The organism is Streptomyces sp. NP160 (genome assembly GCF_006335115.1).
Lineage (GTDB): Bacteria > Actinomycetota > Actinomycetes > Actinomycetales > Quadrisphaeraceae > Quadrisphaera.
Genome location: NZ_VDMJ01000018.1, coordinates 1 through 18,601, shown reverse-complemented (window position 1 = coordinate 18,601; position 18,601 = coordinate 1). Strand labels below are relative to the sequence as shown.

The following is an 18,601-nucleotide window of genomic DNA, read 5'->3' as shown; positions in this document are numbered from 1 at the left end:
ACCGTAGCGACGCTTGCCGCGGAAAGCATCTGGGCTATGGTGCTTTCCGTGGCAAGCATCCGCTGCTGCGCCCACCTCTCCCGGAGGTCCCTCGTGCTGGCCGCCCGCTTCCACCGCTACGGCAACCCCGACGTCCTCGTCATCGAGCAGGCCCCCGAGCCTCAGGCCAGCCCTGGATCGGTGCGCATCCGCGTGCAGGCGGCCAGCGTCAACCCCATCGATGTCCTCCTGCGCGCCGGACACCTGCACCAGGTCCTGCCCCTGGACCTGCCCGCCATCCCGGGCCGCGACGCGGCCGGCGTGGTCGACCAGGTCGGCCCTGGGGTCACCGGCACCAACGTCGGGGATGTGGTCTTCGGTCTGGGTGGGCTGGCAGACACCACCGCCGAGCACGCCGTCCTGACGGCCTGGGCCCCGGTCCCGTCCACCTGGACCTCCGCTCAGGCCGCAGCTGCCGGCCTGGCCTCGGCCACGGCCCTGGCCGCCCTGGACGCACTGGGCCAGGTGCTGGGTCAGGCAGTGTCCCCCTCCACCTCCGGCCTCGACGCCCTCGCCGGCCGCACACTGCTCATCGAAGGCGCCTCAGGTGCCGTAGGCAGCGCCGCGGCCGCCTTCGCCGTGGCGGCTGGGGCGCAGGTCATCGGCACCGCCCGCCAGGGCCACCACGGCTTCCTGGCCGAGCTGGGCCTGCTGCCCACCACCTACGGCCCCGGCCTGGCCGAGCGGGTCGCCGACCTGGCACCACAGGGGATCGACGCGGCCCTGCACGCAGCTCCTTCGACCTCCCTGCCCGACCTCGTCGAGATCGCCGGCGACGCCAGCGCCGTGGTCACCGTCATCGACGCCGAGGGTGCCGCCCGCCTCGGCGCGGCAAAGGTCGACGCCCGCAACGACTCCACCCTGCTGCTGCGGGCCGCCGACCTCGGCCAGCGCGGCCTGTACAGCCCGCGCGTCGCGCACGAGCTGCCCCTGGCCGCCGCCACCCGGGCTCACGCGCTGGCTGAGAGCAGCAGCGGCAAGGTCGTCATCACCGTTCCCTGACCGCGGCAGACGTGACCGCAGCCGGCCCGACCACGCGTTGGCGCGGTGCCCGTGCCCGCCACGGGTGTGTACGGGCACCCCGCGAGTGTTCGGTCGGGGATCCCTTCTGCGACGGACGGCGGCCTTGAGCGCTGACGCGTCGCGACTTGGACCTAGGCGGGCGGTCAGCGGTCGTCTACGAGACTGGGTCAGCCTCAGGCGGGCGGGTACTCGGCGACGACGACACGAAGCTGGACTGGCGGGTCGCCTGTAAACCCATCGGGCTGGAGTGCGTCGGCATCGGGCACAGCGTCGCGGTCCAGCGCTACGACAGTCCGGTACGGGTTGTAGTCGTCCATGCAGCCATCCGCGGCGACACGCTCCCGCAGGCCAACCAGCCCTCGGAAGAGCATCAGGTCATGACAGCGCGTGCTGGCAGACCTCGAAGTGCGGTAGATGAGCGCGAGCCCCGTGACGACAGCAAGCCCATGGCCTACCGTGCGGGCGACACCAGCTGCGCGACTCTGGAGATCACGATGAAGTTGATCACTCGACGGCTCACCGTCGCTCTGACCGCGACCGGCCTGGCAGGGGGTCTGCTGCTTGCTGGCGGCGGTGCCGCTGAGGCCGAGCCCCGGATCTACCCCAACTACAAGTACGGAACGGTGGCCACCACCAAGGCCCAGTGCGAGGCAGACCGCATTCGCATCAGCCGGCAGTCGCGCCTGCAGTCGCTGCCCTGCTACGAGCGGCAGGCGAACTACTGGGAGTGGGTCTACAAGGCCAAGTGAGCCTGTACGGCGTCGACGGTCGGCCCTGCAACCGAGCGGCTCGCAGCGTGCCGCGAACTGCTTGTGGACCAGGCAGCACGCTCACCGGCTTGGTCGGACACGTGGGCCGCCGTGCTGAGTCCGCTGCCGCCGCAGCGTGCCGGTGCTAGATGGCGGGCTCCAGACAGAGATCTCTTGTGACACAGAATGACCACTGCGGCGACAACAACCGCAGAGGCCCTTGCTGTGCCGGTCAGCGATCGCCGTACGGGACGTGCGTGCAGTGTGCGATGCACAGGGGCGCCCAGTGGAGGGACTGGTGCCGCGCATCACCGGCCGACCAGGATGCGGAGGCGACCCGACGAAGGGACCACCGTGCCCACCACCCGACTCCCCACCGACGACGGATCCGCCGGGGACGTGCGCCCTTTCTCCATCGACGTCACCCGCGCAGCCCAGGACGACCTGCGTACCCGGCTGTCCAGCGCGCGGCTGCTGCCAGCCTCCCCAGCCCGCCCACCGTCGGCCTTGGACGCGACCTACCTCGCCGAGCTCGTCAGCGCCTGGCGCAACTTCGACTGGCCCGCACGCCAACGCTGGCTCAACACCCACCCTCAGGTACTGGTCGACCTCGGCGACGTGGCCGTCCACGCCGTCCACCAGCCCAGCGCCGACCCTCATGCGCCAGCGCTGCTGATGATGCACGGCTGGCCCCACACCTTCGCGCTGCAGCTGGACTTCGCCGACCTGCTGCCCGACTTCCACGTCGTGGTCGCCAGCCTGCCCGGCTTCACCTTCTCCAGCCCCTACCGGCACGGACCGCAGACCCACGCACGGCTGGCCCAGACCATGCACCAGCTGATGGGCGCCCTCGGCCACCAGCGCTACCTCACCTACGGCGAGGACGTCTCCGCCCCCGTCAACGACCTGCTGGCCGCCACCCACCCCGAAGCCGTCCTGGGCGTCATCGCCACCCACGCCCACTTCCCCGACCTCGCTGAACGCGCACGACTGGCAGACCCTGCCACCGACGCCTTCTTCGCGCGCCTGGCCGACCAGCGCCACGCCTTCGCCGGGTACGCCCACCAGCAGGGCACCCGCCCCGACACCCTGGCGGTGGCGCTGAACGACTCACCAGCGGGGCTGCTGGCCTGGATCGTCGAGAAGCTGGCCGAGTGGAGCGACACCCCCGATGAGGTGCCCGGTGGGGTGGAGCAGCGCCTGAGCCGAGAGCGCATTCTGACCGAGGTGAGCCTGTACTGGTTCACCCAGTGCATCGCCACGTCCTTTCGGCCCTACTACGAACAGGTCACCGATCCCCAGGTGGCTCCACCGGTGCTCGTGCCAGCCGCGGTCCACGTGCAGCGCCACGAGCTGGACTACCCCGAGGCAGCAGCCCGCGCCCACTACCGCGACCTGCGGGTCTTCGAGCGCCTGGCCGAGGGCGGTCACTTCACCGTCGCCGAGGTCCCGCAGGCCATGGCCGACCGCGTGCGCACCTTCGCCGCGTCACTAGACCTGTGAGCGAACACCGGCCGAGGTCCGTGCTGGCCTCTCTCGCCCCCGGACGCAGTGGACACCAAGGTCCGCTCCGCGGTCCTATCTCCGACGAGCTGCGGCGAGCGCTGGTCATGCGGCGGATTCACGGCGAGCAGCTGACGTTGACGTCGCGGCGCACATGAGCGGTCGCTGATTGGACGCGGTTAGCCCGACGGCGCCGGCGGCTGCACGCTAGAGCGCACCAGTCCGAGTCTGGAGGGGCGTCGTGATCACCTGCGTGGTGGAGTACACCGTCGACAGCGCGAAGATCGCAGACTTCGAAGGCTTCGCACGAGCCTGGATAGCACTGGTGGATCGCCACGGCGGGCACCACCACGGCTACTTCTTGCCCGGTGAAGGAGCCAGCGACCGCGCTCTTGCGCTGTTCAGCTTCGACTCCTTCGCAGCGTATGAGCAGTACCGCGGGCTGTTCGGAGTGCATCCAGATTTCATCGCCGCTGACGCCATCCGCGACCGCAGCGGCTGTGTCCGGCGCTACGAGCGGACCTTCATGCGCCCGGTCCTGGACGGCGTGTGGCCACCCGATGGTGACGCTTCAACAGACCTCGCCGTGGAGCGCAGCCCTGGTCGCTCGGGTGAGTAGCCGTAGGAGGACGGCCGGATAGGGATCCCATCTGCGACGGACCCCGACCTCGAGCGCCGCGCCGGCGCCACGCGCATCGAGGCGTCGGTCACCGGGTGTGGATGAAGCGGCGACCGCTTTCCGTCGCGGACCGCCTAGGCCGCCGCAAAGATCCAGTTTGCGACTGGTCAACCCGCTAACCGTCTGCACCCGGCCACGGCACACGGCATCTCACAGCCGCGAACTTGCGGGTACAGCGACGGGGGCCACGATGACGGGGCATGGGCAAGCTCGTCGTCTCCGTCCTGACCTCCCTCGACGGCTACTACCAAGGCCCCGGCCAAGATCTGGCTCCACTGCCCTTCGAGGACGCCTTCAACGACCACAACCTGCGCCTGCTCGAACGCGCCGGAACCCTGGTCTACGGCAGCACCTGGTTCACCAACAACTGGAACGCCTGGACCGCAGTGGCCGCCGACCCCACCGCCTCCAACCGCGACCACCGCATCGCTGAGCTGGTCACCACCCTGAACGCCGTCGTCATCAGTGACTCCCTGCGCATCGACCCCGGCACGCCCTGGGCAGCCACCACCCGCGTCATCTCCCGCGCCGCAGCACCGACGGAGCTGGCCCGCCTGAAGCAAGACGACAATGGGGACCTGCTTGTCTTCGGCAGCGCCACGACCTGGAACCCGCTGCTCGCCCAGGGACTGGTCGATGAGCTGGTCATCCTGGTGGGAGCAGCCCTGCTGGGCGACGGTTCGGCCCTATACCGCGGACCGCGAGCAGGGCTGAGCTTGCTGGGAGCGCGGGTGCTGGAGGGCTCGCAGCTGGTCGAGCTGCGCTACGACGCCTCAGGGGCTACCAGCTGAGCAGGTGCTCGTCCTGACAGACGCCGACCGGAAAGCGATCCCATCTGCGACGAACGGCGGCCCCAAGCGCCAAGGCCCCACGACACGTGCCGAGGCGGGCGGTCAGCGGTCCTCTTCTGTGACAGCCCACCGAACTCATCACAGCGCTCGCTCGCTTGCGCGTGCTCCTGTTGCCGCCAGGCGGTGAACACCTCCAAAGTGCGCCCATGACCCCCGCCGCCTCACCCACCAGCTCGCAGCACACTTCCCGTGAGTAAGGACTGGATCGCCCTGGCGCTCCTCATCGCTGCAGCAGTGCTCGTCGGAGCCGTCCTGTCAGTGTGGGTGCGACGACGCATCGGCGGACCCCACAAGGCACCCGATGACCAGCACCCCCAGCGCTGGCACCTCGACGCCGCCTTAAGGATCTTGAGCGGCGATCAGCCTGGGCTGAGTCGCCGCTGGCTCCACGGCAGAGCTGCACTGGAACCAGGCCGCATCACACTTCGCCCCTTCCGCTGGGGATTGCGCATCTTCCCGATGGCACCGGTGGAGGTGGACATCGCGGCCGTCGTGGCGGACACCGTCCAGCGCAGCGGGTGGCGCTCAGCCTGGTCTGTGACCCCAGGGGCACGTCTGCTGGAGGTGACGACAGCCGCCGGCGCCACATTGCAGCTGGCGACGGTGCCCACCGCCACTGATCAGGTCCTCCACGTCCTCGCGGGTCACCCCGGCTGATCACTTGACTACCGTGTCGGGCGCACCCGGCTCTGGAGCCCGCGGCCCATGGAGTTGAGCCCCCGCGGCCTGTCGCGGCGTCCGGTCAGCGGTCGTCCAGCGGCACTGCCTTGTAGGTGCTCGCCGGACACCGAGCCCCTCTCACGGTCGATCTCCGAAGAAGAGCTCACTGACCTGCCCGGCCGGAAAGATCTGGGTGGGTCGAACAGCACGGGACGGGTGTTGCGGTCGCCGTTCGACTGTCAGGACACGCCGCTGATTCACACGCGGCCGTCAGGAAGTGCCAGCGTTACGCAGCTTTTCTCAATGGGCGAGTTTCTCACGGTGAGTTAACGTTCCCAGGTGTGGCGTTGAATCACGTAAGGCGAGGGAGCGGCAACCCGCTACTACTCGTTCACGGTCTGGGTGCAGGATGGCGATCTTGGTCTCCGATCCTCGACGAACTGGCCGAGCGCCGTGAGGTCATCGCCGTCGATCTACCAGGGTTCGGTGAGACACCCCCCTTGACCGGCGAGGTCTCGATCGCCACCTTGACTGACTCCGTCGCGGACTTCATCCGCGAACAGGGGCTAGACGGGGTCTCGACCGTGGGCCAGTCGATGGGTGGCCGGATGGTGCTCGAGCTTGCGCGGCGGGGACTCGGCGGCGACACCGTGGCCTTGGACCCGGGCGGCTTCTGGAACGACCGCGAGGTCCTCGTCTTCGGCGCCACGCTGCGACCCTCGATCAAGCTGGTGCGAGCGCTACGGCCCCTGTTGCCAGGACTGCTCAGCAGCTCGGTGGGCAGGACGCTGCTGCTGGCGCAGTTGTCGGCGCGGCCCTGGGCGCTCTTGCGCGAAACCGTGATGCCAGACGTGCGTGGGCTGGCCGATTCCCCGGCGACTGGCGCGGCCCTGGACGCCCTGATCTACGGGCCCAAGCAGCAGGGAGCGCCTGCTGGCACCGCACCCGGCCGGGTCACGATCGGTTGGGGGCGTCGTGACTTGGTGACCGTGCCGAAGCAGGCCGCACGCGCTGTGGAGCTCTTCCCCGACGCGGAGCTGCACTGGTTTAAGCGGTGCGGTCACTTTCCACAGTGGGACGCACCACAGGAAGCAACCCGACTGATCCTCGACAGCACTCAGTGAGGTTTGCTACCCGGTCTGCAAGCTCCGTCACCGGTCGCCGTCGGTGGATCGTCAGCGAGACGCTGACCGGATAGCGATCGTCCTGCGCGTCATCGATCTTACAGTTCTCCCCGTCCTCGCCCGCAGAGCTGCGCGGGCCTCCAGCCGGTGCATTCAAACGCTCCACAACGGTCGTCGCTGCTTGCCCCGCAGCACCGTCGGTGCCAGGCCTTGGGCACGGTCCCTCCCGAGGACCGGGCGGCCCCGGACCGGCAACGATGACTGACTGCCAGTGGAGCCGTGATGACCGCTCTCACCAGTTCCCAGACTCACTCACTTCACCTGACGAGCCGTGCCACTCGGCCCAGGGCGCCGGCGCTAGGCACGCCCGACTGCTCCCCGACCCCTCCTGGGTGAACCGCGGGGGGGGGGACGCCGATTCTCCGCCCGCACGGTAGGCTTCCAGTCCCCCGCAGCGCCTGGACAAAGCTGGCGAGATCGAGCCCCGTGACCCTCTGGACGAGCAGGCGCCCGTCCTCGTGGCGGACCTCGCCGCCGAACAGCATCGCTGGCCAGTGCTCTCGGCCCACGCCAAGACGCAGGATGTCTCCAGCGCGATGTGCCTGCCTCTGACCGTGGCCGGTGAGCACTTCGGAAGCCTGAACCTCTTCGACGCCGCGCAGGGCGCCTTCGACCACACCTCCCAGCACGCCGGATTGTTGCTGAGCATGCACGCCGCCATCGCCGCGGCGCATCTGCATGCCGTGAGGCAGCTGCACAGCGCGCTGGAGCACCGCGACGTCATCGGCCAGGCCAAGGGGATCCTGGTGGAACGCCACAAGCTGCACCCCGACCAGGCTTTCGGTGTGCTCTCCACCGTCAGCCAGAACAGCAACTGCAAGCTGCACGAGGTCGCGCGGGAGCTGACGACCACGGGGGCTCTGCTTAGCCGTCGCTGAGAGATCCAGGGCAGCAGCGGGCGAGGATCAGCAACCGTCCCGCCCGCTGCCCGACGACCGGCCCGTGGCGACAGCAGACGCGGCAGGCCGGCCCAGACCGCCGAGGTCCGTCGGGGTGGGTTAGAGACGAGGTTCGCGGGCGGTCCTTGTCGGTTTCGCCGGTCAGTGCCAGGCTCGTCGGGCGGCTCCCCAGCAGGGTCGTGCGGCCCCGGCCCCGGCAGCGACAGAATCCTTCGCCCGGACGGAGCCGTCATGCCCCTAGAGCCCACCACCCCGTCGGTGCTGAGCATCGACGGTGAGATCGACCTCGCCTCCCGCGACGCCGTGACCGCGCTGCTGGCGCCCTTCCTCAACGGACCAGCACCTGACGTGGTCCTGCTGACCCACGGGGTCACCTTCATCGACTGCGCAGGCCTGGCACCCATCCACCGCGCCGCCCTCGTGCTGCGGCGGTGGGGTGGACGTTTGTGGCTGCCGGCACCGGCACCGGCGCTGGTGCGCCTGGCGCTCCTGACGCGGTGCGCCGACGAGCTGGGACTCACCACGGCCCGAGCCACCACGACGCTGCCGCCGCGAGAGCTGGCCACCACTCAGCCAGCCACGACCACAGCACCTGCAGCTCCTCCACCACCGCACGAGCACCTCCCGCTGCAGGCGATCGCTACCTGTAGGAACCTGCGGTGAGCGACGGGCTGTGGCTGCTGACCGCCCTCCTCAGCGCCGTGCTCGTCGTGGGTGGCGGGGCGGTGGGGTTAGTGCTCGGGGAGGTGCGGTGGGCGGGGCCGGGGCGCAGTGAGCTCAGCCGGTGGGTCGAGCTCCTCGAGAGCTCACGGAGCCGTCGCCTCGCCCGGCGCGCGTCACTGACGCGTCGACACCGCCGGTGACCACGCCGCCGTTCCCCCGATCCCTGTCCTGGCGGCGACTGGGAACGAATGGTGGTGTCAGGCCCCTCCCCCCGGGACACCCCGTCACTTCCCCAGCTTCGGGATCGGAGTCGACCAACCGGCGACCGCGGGGCCAGGATGGGCGTGCTGAGTGGTTCCCGGACCCGAACCCGCACAGCGCCGACCGGTGCACCTGACTCCGGCAGCCACACGGGGCACAGCGCTGCCTCATTGGAGGTCTCGGCCCATGAGTCACGACAGCGCGACCACCCCTGGAGCGCGCGGGTCTGCCTCCACGGCTCGCTCGCTGAAGACGCCGCCGAGAGTGCCGGCATCTGGCGACGGGACCGAACAGCCCCGTGAGATCTCCGGCCGTCTCGCATCCGGCGGCGCAGCCGGTGTCGAGACCCTCAGCTCCGAGGTCGTCGACGCCTTCGTCACCCTGGCCGACTCCCTGGTCGCCGACTACGACCCCATCGACCTGCTCACCCACCTCGCTGAGCGCGCCGTGCACCTGCTCGGCGTCACCGCCGCCGGCATCCTGCTGGCAGACCCCCACAGCAAGACGCCGAGCACCCTGCAGCTGGCTGCCGCCTCCTCCCAGGAGGTGGCAGACCTGGAGCTGTTCCAGCTCAGCGTCGAGGACGGCCCCTGCCTGCAGTGCTACGCCACCGGCCTTCCGGTCGTCGCCGCCGGCGTCCGCGCGGTGCACCGGTGCTGGCCAGCCTTCGCAGGTGCGATGGAGGCTCAGGGCCTGCGCAGCGTCGTCGCGGTCCCCCTGCGCCTGCGCGGGCAGGTCCTGGGAGCCCTCGGGATGTTCTCCACCGCCGAGAGCGCCCTCACCCTCGCGGCGACCCGGGTGGCCCAGGGGCTGGCCGACGTGGCCACCATCGCCCTGCTCACCGACCGCGCCGCTGCCGACTCCCGTGCCTTGACCCGCCAGCTGCAGGGGGCGTTGGACTCCCGGGTGCTCATCGAGCAGGCCAAGGGCGTGGTGGCCTCCCAGCTGGGCACCACCATCGCCGACGCCTTCCTCGTGCTGCGCTCGACGGCCCGCCGTCGCGGGGTGCGGTTGGTGGACCTGTGCCAGGCGCTGGTCGAGGGCCGCGCCGATGCCACCCAGCTCGACGTCTGAGCCGGCCACGACGGTGAGAGGCCCGGCGACAGCCCGATGGGACCGGGACGACGCAGCGCGCCCCTGCGCCCGTGGCACCTCCGTGCGCGTTCGCGGCCTCTGGGCTGGGCTGTCACGGTGAGTCCGTGAGACACAGGCCGCTTCGTCAAGACCGGCGGCTGTTGTGAGCGCAACCGGTGACCTCAATACCCAGCTCGGCGCTGCCATGGCCCGGGCCGGGACCGGCCTGGCGGCCGCCGACGGGCTGTGCCGGGCGTGCGTGGACCTGCTCGGTGTGGATGGCGCAGCCATCTCCCTGGTCCACCGGGGACAGTCCCGCGGCACCTTCGGGTCCTCGGGCGAGCTGAGCCGGCGCTTGGACGCCTACCAGTTCACCTACGGTGAAGGTCCCTGCCTGGATGCCGTGTCCTTGAGTGCACCGGTGCTGGCCCCTGACCTGGACCGCTCCGGCGAGTACCGGTGGCCCGCCTTCACCGCCTCCATGGCCCAGGCGGGAGTGCGTGCGGTCTTCGCGCTGCCCGTCACCGTCACCGCCAGCACAGTGGGGGCGCTGGATCTGTTCCGGCACACGGCAGGTGCCCTCGGCGTGGACGCCTTCGAGGGTGCTCTGGCGGCGGCGCGCCTGGCGGCGCTGCCGCTGCTGGACCTGATCGAGCAGCTGGCAGAGCGGGCGGCCGCTGGCATCGAGGAGGCCGACCAGCGGGACCCGTGGGAGGAGCTGGCGTCCTTGGACCGCACGGAGATCTACCAGGCCACCGGGGTGCTGATGGCCCAGGGCGACCTCGACTCCGCTCAGGCGCTGGTGCGGCTGAGGGCACGGGCCTACACCGAAGGGCAGACCGCCAGCGACGTCGCCTGGGACGTGCTGGAGGGACGACTGCGGCTGCACCTGGACGGCACGTGGCAGGACCAGGAGGAGGGGCAGTGAGCACGCCCGGTACGGACAGGCCCCAGCAGGGACACCAGGACGACCACCAGCACCACCGAGGTGACCGGGAGCCTGACGTCACCTCCTCCTTCGTAGCCCTGGCCACCGCGCTGGCCACCGGCGCAGACGTCGTGGAGCTCCTCAGCGACCTGACCGCGACGTGCGCACGGCTGCTGGATGTGGACTCCGCGGGTCTGCTGCTCGCTGACGGTCTGGGCACCTTGCACGTGATGGCGGCCACCTCCGGCGACACCCGCGAGCTGGAGGTGTTCCAGACCCAGCGCGACCAGGGACCCTGCCTGGACTGCTTCCACTCCGGTGAGGCGGTCAGGGTGCCGGACCTGCGAGCGGCACGAGGGCAGTGGCCCTCCTTCGTCGAGGTGGCCCTGGGCATGGGATTCACCTCGGTGCACGCGGTCCCGATGCGGCTGCGCCAGCGGCGGCTGGGGGCGCTGGGCCTGTTCGGGCGGGCCAGGGGCGACCTGGACGAGGGGGACCTCAGCCTGGGCCAGGCGCTGGCGGATGTGGCCAGCGTCGCGATCGTGCAGAACAGCCGGCTGCTGGACCCCGCGCAGGAGGCGGTGGCGGTGAGCACCCAGCTGCAGGCCGCGCTGGCAGGACGTGTCCTGGTCGAGCAGGCCAAGGGCCTCATCGCCCACACCGGCGGGGTTGGTCTTGGCCAGGCCCACGAGGTGCTGCGGTCCTACGCCATCGCCCACGGGCAGCGCCTGAGCGAGGTCGCGCGCGACGTCGTGCACCGCCGCACTGCCGTGAGCAGCGTCCTGGCCCACCTCGCCGTCGACGGCGACGGGAGCTGAGCGCCACGAGTAGCAGCCCCGCCCCGAGCAGGGCGGGCCAGCCGGCGCCAGCGGCCACCACCGCGGCTGTCTCGGGGACGCCGCAGCGCAGCCGTCGTGGTGCTCAGCCCCGGGGGCGCAGGCTGGCGACCACCGGGCACTGGAACGGGTCCCGCCCAACACCCAGCCCGACCTCGTTGAGGTACCGCACCACGATGCCGTAGGAGCGCACCAGGCTGGTCTCGGTGTACCGGACGCCGTGCTGGTCGCAGAACGGACGCACCAGCTCGCTCGCCCGGCGCAGCGCCGGGCGGGGCATGGAGGGGAACAGGTGGTGCTCGACCTGGTGGTCCAGTCCGCCCATCGCGAAAGTGACGAACCTGCCGCCGGAGACGTTGCGCGACATCAGCACCTGCCGGCGCAGGAAGTCCAGCCGCGCACCCTCGGGGATGATCGGCATGCCCTTGTGGTTGGGCGCGAACGAGCAGCCCATGTAGAGCCCGAACACCGCCAGCTGGACCCCCAGGAACGCCGCAGCCAGCCCCGGGGGCAGCAGCCACGCCAGGACCGCCAGATAGCCGCCGAGCCGGATGGAGATGAAGGACAGCTCCACCCACCGGCGCTTGACCGGCCCGCGGGCGCACAGCGCCTTCACGCCCTGGACGTGCAGGTTCAGGCCCTCCAGCAGGAGCAGCGGGAAGAAGAACCACCCCTGGTGGCGCGCCAGAGCCCGGCCCAGCCGGGTGCGCCCGGCCAGGGCGGTGGGGTGGAAGGCCAGCGCCCCGGGGGCGATGTCGGGGTCGGTGCCGACCTGGTTGGGTGCGGCGTGGTGCTTGGTGTGCTTGCGCACCCACCAGCTGGCGCTGATGCCGGTGAGCAGAGGAGCCAGCACGAGGCTCGCCCAGTCGTTCCGTCGTCCGGAGACGAAGATTTGGCGGTGGGCGGCGTCGTGGCCGAGGAAGGCGACGTGGGTGACCACGAGGCCCAGCGCGGCGGCCACCAGCAGCTGCCACCAGGAGTGGCCCACCAGCGCCGAGGCCACCCCCACCGCGGCCAGCGCGACCAGCAGGGCTGCGAACCGGGCCCAGTAGTAGCCGTACCTGCGACGCATCAGCCCAGCGGCCTGCACCTGGGCGGAGAGCTCGGCGTACAACGAGGCGGACCTACGGGGGGTGCGCCCGCCCACGACGGGATGGGGAGTGGGAACCGTGGTCGTCATGGGTGTCCTCATCTCGCGACCGCCACCGATGTGCCACCGGGTCCGGGGTAGCGAACAGGGCCAGGGCCCCTGTGGGGACGGTACGTCCTGCGTCGTCGCACCGCCCGGCGTGGCGCGGGTGGCGCTGTCCGTGCGGTCGCTGGATGCTCTCGGCAGCAGTGAGGGCTCGAGGAGCCTTCAGGCCCTGGACCCGGCCGCTGAGCTCGACGTCGTGCCTGCGGACCCCCTCCGGCCAGCGCTGGGTGGGTGGGCCCGTGGACACCTCACGCCGAGCGGGGCGCGCGGTCCTGCGCGCCTGGGACCGGCCGCGGGGGACGAGCACGATGACGAACACAGCAGGCGCGGGAGCGAGCCCCTGTAGAGCTGCAGAGCGCAGCCGTCCGGAGTCGCTCACGGACCTCCTTCGCCGGCGCGAGGAAGTCGCGCGATGCGCCGGGGTCCTGACGGTTCATCTCGGAATCACTGTTGAGCAGGCCGAGGCGCTGCTGATGGGTGAAGCCCGACGGCGCGGGCTGCCGGTGCACCTCGTGGCGCGCCGCGTCGTCGTCCATCCCGTGGCGGCCGGGGAGTGGGCGGCGGAGGTCTGCTCGAAGTGTGACGAGGCGCTACGCGTGGTGGTGCTGGGGCGGTACGGGCTGGGGCGCGAGCTGCTGTGCCCATCAGGTCACCAAGCCGTGGACGTAGAGCCACGATGCGCTGTTGATGACGACGCACGGACGGACGAATGGTCCAGTGGCCATCCCGGCGTCGCCCAAGAGCCCTGAGGCTGAAGTCGCTCAACGGCCGGGTAGCCATCCCTTCTGCGACGGACGGCGGCCCCGAGCGCCAGCGCGCCGCAGCGCCTTCCGATGCGGGCGATCAGCGGTGGTCATCGAGACGACACGACGTCCGTCGACTTCAGAGCTCCACTGGTCGACGTGCGCGAAGGACGTGTCGGACCTTCAGTTGGTACGCAGTGCAAACCCCGCTGCCGCGGTGGGCGGCGGTCGATGGAACGGCTGGCGTCCACTGTCGAAGACGTCACCGCTGCCGCAATCCTGCACTGTTCGTCCGCGGGTGGTTCTCGACGCCACGCCCCCACAGGTGAGGATGTCCCGGTGCCGACCCGCGCCGACCCACCGACGGAGCCCTTGGCCCCGGTGAGCCGGCCCCTGGAACTCCCCACACAGCTCCCTACCGAGGTCGCCGGCATCGCCGTCCCGGACGAGGTCTTCGACCGCTACGCCCACCTGGTGCGCGCCACCCTCGGCGTGCCCGTGGGTCTGGTCAGCCTGGTCACTACCGCCGGGCAGGTCTTCCCCGGCGCAGAGGGTCTGCCGCAGCCCTGGCAGCAGACTCGCTGCACGGGACTGTCGCACTCCTTCTGCCAGTACGTCGTCGCCCGCGACACCCCCCTGGTCATCACCGACGCCCGCCAGGACCCCGAGCTGGCCGGCAACCTTGCCATCACCGACATCGGCGTCATCGCCTACGCCGGGTTCCCCCTGCACGCCGCCGACGGCACCACCGTGGGGTCCTTGTGCGCCATCGACACCTCCCCTCGGGTGTGGTCTGAGCGCGAGCTGGACGTGCTGTCCCACCTGGCGGCCACCGCCTCCAGTGAGCTGGCGCTGCGTGCGGCCGCCGCACGTGCCGAGGATGCCAGCCGCGCCGAGCACGCCGCCACCGCCCAGCTCCGCGGGCTGGCTGAGGTGGCCATGGCCATGGTCGACCTCGAGGACGTCACCGACCTGGTCACCGTCATCGCCGAACGCGGACTGGCCGCCTTGGGCGCTGACGGTGGCGCCGTGGCCGTTCACGACCTGGCCGAGCCCAACGTGCTGTTGTCCTACGTGACGGCCAGTTACGGTCCCGGTGCCCAGGCCGACTACGCCCGCCTGCCCCTGACGACGGCGCTTCCGGTCTGCGAGGCCGCTCGCACCGGTACCCGCGTACTAGTACCCGACCTGGCCGCTTGCCGGGCTTACTCCCCGGCGATGGCTGAGGTGGTGACCTCCACCGGGTCCCAGGCCTTCGCCAGCGTGCCGCTGCGCGCCGGCGGCCGCGTCATCGCCGTCCTCACCGCCGGGTGGCAGGCCCCTCAAGCTTTCTCCGCCGCGCAGCTGGAGCTGCTGGACGCCTTCGCCGCCCAGTGCGCCCAAGCCCTGCAGCGCCTGCAGTCCCGCGACGCCGAACGCCGCGCCGCCGCAGCTGGGCTGCACGCCGGTGACCTGGCGCGCACCTCAGCGGCGCGCCAGGGCGCGCTGGTCACCATCGCCCAGTCCCTGGCCGATGGTGACACCCGCGATGACGTCCTGGACGTGCTGGCCGGCCGCGGTGCGGACCTGCTGGGCGCCAACGGCTGCGGGATCTGCCTGCGCACTGAGGACGGTGAGCACGTCGACACCGTGGTCACCGACTCCTACGCCGACGTGCGCCGCACCGTCCAGCGCACCCGGGCCGACTTTCCCCTGCCCGCCATCCGCGCCGCGGCCACCGGGCAGGCCTTCTACCTGTCCGACCGCGAGCAGACCGAGCAGGCCTTCCCCGGGTCCGAGGCCGTCTACATCGGCGCCGGGGTGCAGGCCTCGGCCGCGGTGCCGCTGCGCGCCCGGGGCCGGCTGCTGGGGTGCCTGTCGGTGGGCTTCGCCGACCCGCGGGTGTTCAGCGACGAGGAGCGCGAGCTGCTGACAGCGTTCGCGGCGCTGACCGCCCAGGCACTGGAGCGCATCGCTGCCCACGAGGCCGAGCAGGCCGCACTGCGAGCGGCCTCCGGCATCGCCGAGACCCTGCAACGCTCGATGCTGACGAGCCCCCCGGAGCCTGACCACCTGCAGATCGCCGTCCGCTACGCCGCCTCCGCGGCCCATGCCGAGGTGGGTGGGGACTGGTACGACGCTTTCATCACCGCTGACGGGCTCACCAGCCTCGTCATCGGGGACGTCACCGGCCACGACATGCGCGCGGCCTCAGTGATGGGCCAGCTGCGCAACTTGGTCCGTGGGATCGGCTTTACCCTGGGAGAGTCCCCGGCCAAGGTGCTGGCCGCGGTCGACCGCGCCGCCGCCGGCCTGGGCATCGACACCGTCGCCACGGCCATCGTCGCGCAGATCGAGGTGGACGAGGCTCACTATGCGGCGGGCACGCGGCTCCTGCGGTGGTCGAACGCCGGGCACCTCCCCCCGCTGCTCATCGAGGCCGACGGCACCACCCAGTTCTTGGAGGACGAGTCCGACCTGGTGCTGGGCTGGGACCCGAGCATCGACCGCCAGGACCACGTGCACGTCCTGGAACCGGGGTCGACGGTGCTGCTGTACACCGACGGTCTGGTGGAGCGTCGCGGGGTGCACCTGGAGCTAGGACTGGCGTGGCTGGCGCAGGCCGCCGGGGAGCTGGCCAGCTCACCGGGAGTGACAGTGGAAGGGCTGTGCGACGGGCTGGTGGCGCTGGTGGGTGACCACCTGGACGACGACGTGGCACTGCTGGCGCTGCGGGCGCACCCCGAGGACGCACCCCGTCCGGCCGAGGCCGGTCCGGTGCGGGTGCCTGCCGGGCTCGAGGCTGCCCAGGAAGCGGCACACGGCTCCTGACCAGGGGATCCAGAGCAGTCGGCGCACGCGTGCGGCCAGCCGCCTCCAGTCCGGCACGGTCTGGGCGCGCCGACAGCCGGTGCGTGACGCACTCTGGACAGGGGCTGGGCAGCAGCGCCAGCACCACCCTCGGTCGCGGGGGCGACCAGGGAGTGCACCTCGTGGACATCGTGACCGTCACCGCCGACCGAGCCCTCGACGCGCCGAGCGCGCTCGGCTTTCACTCCTCACTTTCACCGGCCGGCCTCCAAGGGGTGGTCGTCGTGAAGGTCCGCGGGGAGATCGACCTGTACACCGGCCCGGCCCTGCGGCAGACGCTGCAGGACCTTCTGCCTCCGGTGACCACCCCCCGCAGAGCAGGCCAGGGCGTCGGTGGGGCAGCCAGCGGCGGCGCTGGTGACCCCGGACCGGCTCAGGTGCGCGCCGTGGTGGTCGACCTCACTGAGGTGACGTTCGTGGACTCCTACGCCTTGGGGGTGCTGGTGCACGGGCACCGGCTGGCTCGTCCAGGAGACCGTGCCTACGCCGTGGTGGCCACCTTGCCGATGCTCCGCAAGCTGTTCGAGGTGACGGGGTTGGGGCGGGTGCTGCCTCTGCATCCGGGTGTGGCCTCAGCCCTGAGTGGTCTGCATCCAGCCCGTGAAGATGCCCGAGGGTGAGGTCTGACCGGCTGCACGGCCGCGAGGAACGTGTTGAGGGAGCGCAGCAAGGGCTGGGGCTGTGCGGCCTCGCAAGGACCGTGGCCGTGACCGTCGTGATCGTTGGGTGTGGGGTCGCGAGCGTCGACGCTGCACAGGGCGCGGCGGTTCGGTCAGCCACCCTTTCTGCGACGAGCGGCGGCCTCAAGCATCGGGGCGCCGCGACGCGCCTCGAGGCGGCGTTCATCGGTGGTAGTGCGACGCCCACGCACCTGCCGTAGGCACGGGCACGACGTTCGCACTCGACAGAGCGTCAGCGGACCGCGCGCCACTTGGCCTCCATCGGCATGTCCAGCCGGATCCGGGCCGCGCGGGCCTGCTCCAAGAACGCAGTGGCCGCCTCGAGGGACTCGAATTGGGGGAAGCGAAAGGCTAGACCCGTGCGCCGCAGGCTGAGGCTCAGGGCTCCGTCCACCTGATCGGTCACGACGATCTGAGCTCCGAGGTGGCGGGCGCGGGTGCGCGCTGAGCTCAGCGCCGCCATGGCGGCGTCATCGAAGCTGGTCACCGCTGAGGCGTCCACCAGTAGGTCGCCGGCGTGGTCCCGCTGCCGGTCACCGCCTGTGGTGCCGTGCAGCTGGACCTGTGAGGCGCTGGCGTGACGGTGGGCATCAGCTGAGGCGGCCAGCGCCTCGTAGGCAGCTCCCCGCAGTCGGTCGGTGTCAGACGCGCCGATGTCGCCGCTCAGGGTCACGACAGATGCGTCACCGGTGGTGGCGTGCAGGATCTTCACGGGACCTCCTGGTCCTCATGCGGTGAGCCACGGGCGCTGGAGGCACATGGGCCCCGCCAGTGCTCAGGTCGCCGCGGCGACGATCTGGGCAGGAATTGGACCGTCGCGCCGAGAAGCGGCGTCGGACGGTGTGTGCGGGGCCCGCTCCCTGAGGCGTTCTCCCTCGGGGGTGGAGTACCCCCCTGGAGCCACGCCACGCCGCACGACGAGCAGGAGTTTTCGGCCGCCGCTGCCCCCCACCCGCTGCGACGACCACGAGACCGAGGAGCCGCGTCGCCGGCGGTCGGTCCTACCGTGGCCCTCGGAGGGGCGGGCTCGCCGCATGCCGCTGCTCAGGCGCGGGGGTGGAGGTGCTCGTCCAGACCGTCCAGCAGGACGTCCAGGCCCTTGTCGAGCTCGCGCGCCCCGTCGAAGTCGGCCAGGGCGCTGGCCAGCGAGCGCAGCAGGGGGAACTCCCGCAGCGGCAGCCGGTGCAGCCCCAGGCGCAGCAGGTCGTCGCTCTCCTCGGGGTCGGCGACCAGCTCCTGCAGCTCGTTGAGCACGTGCCCGTGCAGGAACCCGAAGAAGATCCGGTAGACGTGCAGCGCGTCGACGGGGTCGAACCCCGCACCCACGAGCAGCTCCAGGAGCTGCTCGAGGGGCCGCAGCGTCCCGAGCGGGCGCAGCCCCAGCGGCGTGGACAGCGGGCGCGTCACCAGCAGCGGCACCACGTGGGGGTGACTGAGGGCCAGCAGCCGGAAGGCGTGCGCGGTGGCGCGCAGCTGACCGCGCCAGTCCCCGGGACCGAGGTCCCCGGCCTCGCTGGCGGGGCCGGGGACCTCGAGCTGCTCCAGCACGAGCTCCACCACGCCGTCCAGCAGCGCGTCCCGGTTGGCCGCGTAGCGGTACAGCGCCATCGGGTCGCGGTGCAGGCGCTGACCTAGGCGGCGCATCGTCAGGGCGTCGAGCCCCTCGCCGTCCACCAGGTCCAGCGCCGCTGACAGCACCACCTGGCGGCTCAGCGCCGTGCGCTCGGGCACAGCGGGATGAGAGCCGGTAGCTGCCACGGACGTCCTCACCTCAGTCGGCTCGA

General features: G+C 71.3%; 18 protein-coding genes. 14 read left to right on the top strand and 4 right to left on the bottom strand.

The genetic code is table 11. The features are described 5' to 3' along the window. Positions 1 to 93: 93 nt before the first annotated feature. Positions 94 to 1,041 carry an alcohol dehydrogenase catalytic domain-containing protein gene (locus FHN55_RS10960; protein ID WP_139712360.1) on the top strand — a complete coding sequence of 316 codons (948 nt, stop codon included), beginning with the start codon at positions 94 to 96 and terminating at the stop codon, positions 1,039 to 1,041. 194 nt (positions 1,042 to 1,235) lie between these two features. On the opposite strand, the gene FHN55_RS22670 is transcribed toward FHN55_RS10960, so the two are convergent. Next, positions 1,236 to 1,379 carry a hypothetical protein gene (locus FHN55_RS22670; RefSeq protein WP_180357776.1) on the bottom strand — a complete coding sequence of 48 codons (144 nt, stop codon included), beginning with the start codon at positions 1,377 to 1,379 and terminating at the stop codon, positions 1,236 to 1,238. A 177-nt stretch (positions 1,380 to 1,556) separates the two neighbouring features. Here FHN55_RS22670 and FHN55_RS10955 point away from each other — a divergent pair, with 177 nt between their 5' ends. From FHN55_RS10955 to FHN55_RS10905, 11 genes are all read left to right on the top strand, one after another. Continuing rightward, entirely contained in the window at positions 1,557 to 1,811 is a 255-nt protein-coding gene (locus FHN55_RS10955; RefSeq protein WP_139712357.1) for a hypothetical protein, read from the top strand. Between the two features lie 354 nt (positions 1,812 to 2,165). Continuing rightward, positions 2,166 to 3,314 carry an epoxide hydrolase family protein gene (locus tag FHN55_RS10950; protein WP_218974571.1) on the top strand — a complete coding sequence of 383 codons (1,149 nt, stop codon included), beginning with the start codon at positions 2,166 to 2,168 and terminating at the stop codon, positions 3,312 to 3,314. 241 nt (positions 3,315 to 3,555) lie between these two features. Beyond that, positions 3,556 to 3,933, top strand: a complete 378-nt coding sequence (locus tag FHN55_RS10945) for an NIPSNAP family protein (RefSeq protein WP_139712355.1) — start codon at positions 3,556 to 3,558, stop codon at positions 3,931 to 3,933. 260 nt (positions 3,934 to 4,193) lie between these two features. Continuing rightward, entirely contained in the window at positions 4,194 to 4,784 is a 591-nt protein-coding gene (locus FHN55_RS10940) for a dihydrofolate reductase family protein (protein ID WP_139712354.1), read from the top strand. A gap of 249 nt (positions 4,785 to 5,033) precedes the next feature. Then, positions 5,034 to 5,501 carry a hypothetical protein gene (locus FHN55_RS23270; protein ID WP_139712353.1) on the top strand — a complete coding sequence of 156 codons (468 nt, stop codon included), beginning with the start codon at positions 5,034 to 5,036 and terminating at the stop codon, positions 5,499 to 5,501. Positions 5,502 to 5,845: 344 nt separating this feature from the next. Beyond that, positions 5,846 to 6,628 (top strand): alpha/beta fold hydrolase, encoded by a 783-nt coding sequence (locus FHN55_RS10930; protein ID WP_139712352.1) that lies wholly within the window; start codon positions 5,846 to 5,848, stop codon positions 6,626 to 6,628. A 458-nt stretch (positions 6,629 to 7,086) separates the two neighbouring features. Then, complete coding sequence (locus FHN55_RS10925) at positions 7,087 to 7,566, top strand: GAF and ANTAR domain-containing protein (RefSeq protein ID WP_373995723.1); 480 nt, start codon at positions 7,087 to 7,089, stop codon at positions 7,564 to 7,566. Positions 7,567 to 7,818: 252 nt separating this feature from the next. Continuing rightward, positions 7,819 to 8,250 carry an STAS domain-containing protein gene (locus FHN55_RS10920; RefSeq protein WP_139712350.1) on the top strand — a complete coding sequence of 144 codons (432 nt, stop codon included), beginning with the start codon at positions 7,819 to 7,821 and terminating at the stop codon, positions 8,248 to 8,250. Between the two features lie 525 nt (positions 8,251 to 8,775). Beyond that, positions 8,776 to 9,585 (top strand): GAF and ANTAR domain-containing protein, encoded by an 810-nt coding sequence (locus tag FHN55_RS10915; protein WP_218974570.1) that lies wholly within the window; start codon positions 8,776 to 8,778, stop codon positions 9,583 to 9,585. 205 nt (positions 9,586 to 9,790) lie between these two features. Continuing rightward, positions 9,791 to 10,513: a GAF and ANTAR domain-containing protein gene (locus FHN55_RS10910; protein ID WP_139712359.1), complete on the top strand. Its 723-nt coding sequence runs from the start codon at positions 9,791 to 9,793 to the stop codon at positions 10,511 to 10,513. Beyond that, on the top strand, positions 10,510 to 11,331 hold the full coding sequence (locus FHN55_RS10905) for a GAF and ANTAR domain-containing protein (RefSeq protein ID WP_180357775.1): 822 nt from the start codon (positions 10,510 to 10,512) through the stop codon (positions 11,329 to 11,331). Before FHN55_RS10910 ends, FHN55_RS10905 begins: the two co-directional genes overlap by 4 nt. Positions 11,332 to 11,434: 103 nt before the next feature. On the opposite strand, the gene FHN55_RS10900 is transcribed toward FHN55_RS10905, so the two are convergent. Next, complete coding sequence (locus FHN55_RS10900; protein WP_139712347.1) at positions 11,435 to 12,529, bottom strand: acyl-CoA desaturase; 1,095 nt, start codon at positions 12,527 to 12,529, stop codon at positions 11,435 to 11,437. A gap of 1,097 nt (positions 12,530 to 13,626) precedes the next feature. On the opposite strand from FHN55_RS10900, the gene FHN55_RS10895 reads away from it, so the two are divergent. Both FHN55_RS10895 and FHN55_RS10890 read left to right on the top strand, forming a co-directional pair. Further along, positions 13,627 to 16,098, top strand: coding sequence for a GAF domain-containing protein (locus tag FHN55_RS10895; RefSeq protein ID WP_218974568.1), 2,472 nt, complete (start codon positions 13,627 to 13,629; stop codon positions 16,096 to 16,098). 161 nt (positions 16,099 to 16,259) lie between these two features. Beyond that, positions 16,260 to 16,757, top strand: coding sequence for an STAS domain-containing protein (locus FHN55_RS10890; RefSeq protein WP_218974567.1), 498 nt, complete (start codon positions 16,260 to 16,262; stop codon positions 16,755 to 16,757). 292 nt (positions 16,758 to 17,049) lie between these two features. On the opposite strand, the gene FHN55_RS10885 is transcribed toward FHN55_RS10890, so the two are convergent. Next, entirely contained in the window at positions 17,050 to 17,529 is a 480-nt protein-coding gene (locus FHN55_RS10885; protein WP_139712345.1) for an STAS domain-containing protein, read from the bottom strand. A 332-nt stretch (positions 17,530 to 17,861) separates the two neighbouring features. Further along, positions 17,862 to 18,548 carry a TetR/AcrR family transcriptional regulator gene (locus FHN55_RS10880; RefSeq protein WP_218974566.1) on the bottom strand — a complete coding sequence of 229 codons (687 nt, stop codon included), beginning with the start codon at positions 18,546 to 18,548 and terminating at the stop codon, positions 17,862 to 17,864. Positions 18,549 to 18,601 lie beyond the last annotated feature (53 nt).

Coding starts and splice junctions, on each gene's coding strand:
- FHN55_RS22670 (WP_180357776.1), bottom strand. CDS start 1,379: ATGGACGACTACAACCCGTACCGGACTGTCGTAGCGCTGGACCGCGAC.
- FHN55_RS10955 (WP_139712357.1), top strand. CDS start 1,557: ATGAAGTTGATCACTCGACGGCTCACCGTCGCTCTGACCGCGACCGGC.
- FHN55_RS10940 (WP_139712354.1), top strand. CDS start 4,194: ATGGGCAAGCTCGTCGTCTCCGTCCTGACCTCCCTCGACGGCTACTAC.
- FHN55_RS10920 (WP_139712350.1), top strand. CDS start 7,819: ATGCCCCTAGAGCCCACCACCCCGTCGGTGCTGAGCATCGACGGTGAG.
- FHN55_RS10910 (WP_139712359.1), top strand. CDS start 9,791: ATGGCCCGGGCCGGGACCGGCCTGGCGGCCGCCGACGGGCTGTGCCGG.
- FHN55_RS10900 (WP_139712347.1), bottom strand. CDS start 12,529: ATGACGACCACGGTTCCCACTCCCCATCCCGTCGTGGGCGGGCGCACC.